Raw genomic sequence first — 1,112 nt, 5'->3', positions numbered from 1 at the left:
AAGGTTCGGCCTTTAATACTACGCCAAGCGTTAATATAGAACGGTAATGCTGAGTAGAGCAGTACAGGCGTTGCGAAGATCAAACTCACCCAACGAAAGTAGCTTTTGAATTCCGGCTCAAGGCTGCCAAAAACTTCGAGATAAAGCGCCACCGCTAGCATCATAACTTGCATAGTCGCTAAACCCGCGACACCAAGACGATAAAGGTAGTTTTTCATCGAACGATGATAAGCGGCTTCTTGTTGGTCAGCCTCGAATGGTGCAGCTTTGTAGCCCAACCTATGAATCGCGGATAGCAACTCGCTTAGTTTAGCCTGAGTGTTGTCCCAACTAAGCAAAGCGCGGTTGGTCGTGGTATTAACACGAATACTCACAACGCCAAGCTTTGAAGAAACTTGCTTCTCAATAAGCCAAGCACAAGCCGCACAAGAGACACCATCTAGTGACAATGTCACCTCAGAGACGTTTTCGGAGTTACGGACGAACTCCAATTGAACATCTTCATTGTCATAGTGACTGAGAGCCAGAAGTTGCTCTGGCACCAGATCGGCTTTTTCAGCCGGAGCAGTACGGTATTGGTAATAAGAGACCAAACCGCTATCTATGATTGTCTGGGCTACGGTTTCGCAACCCGGACAACACATAGGACGAACCGATCCTAAAATTTCTACTTTAAAATCCGTTTCCGCTGGTACATCTTCACCGCAGTGATAACAGGATTCACACATAAGCTTTAATTCGTTAGTTGAGTAGGAGTATCAATAGGGAAGTTCATGCGACCTTGCACTAACCATTCAGAATCATGCGGAGAAAGCTCAATAAACCATGGTCCTTGCATTTCGTGATCCAAAGTCATGGTGTAGTTGCCTTTCGCATCCGCTGTCAGTAGTTGAGTAAAATCGCGGTCAGGCAGTGTTCTGTGAACAAACATTGCGTTAATCGCAGGGAAGTGATCGAGTTTACCTTTCTCAAGAGTAATGATAACTGAGTTACCTTTCTCGTTAACTGAAGCTGAAAGGCCGAGTTCCTTTGCAATATTTACTTTTGAAATGTCGACATTAATGCCTTTTCCTTTTTTATAGTAATCCTCAGTCACTAGGTCTACAGAGTTC

General features: G+C 44.6%; 2 protein-coding genes. Both read right to left on the bottom strand.

The features are described 5' to 3' along the window. Positions 1–728, bottom strand: a 728-nt coding sequence (locus AB4496_RS28555) for a heavy metal translocating P-type ATPase metal-binding domain-containing protein (RefSeq protein WP_372133449.1), incomplete at its 3' end; no start/stop codon positions are given. Positions 729–733: 5 nt separating this feature from the next. Then, positions 734–1,112, bottom strand: a 379-nt coding sequence (locus tag AB4496_RS28550) for a FixH family protein (protein ID WP_372133446.1), incomplete at its 5' end; no start/stop codon positions are given.

This window comes from Vibrio sp. 10N.222.46.A1, from assembly GCF_041473595.1.
GTDB lineage: Bacteria > Pseudomonadota > Gammaproteobacteria > Enterobacterales > Vibrionaceae > Vibrio > Vibrio tasmaniensis_A.
Note: the sequence above shows the minus strand (reverse complement) of the source record. Positions and strands in the feature narration are given on the sequence as shown.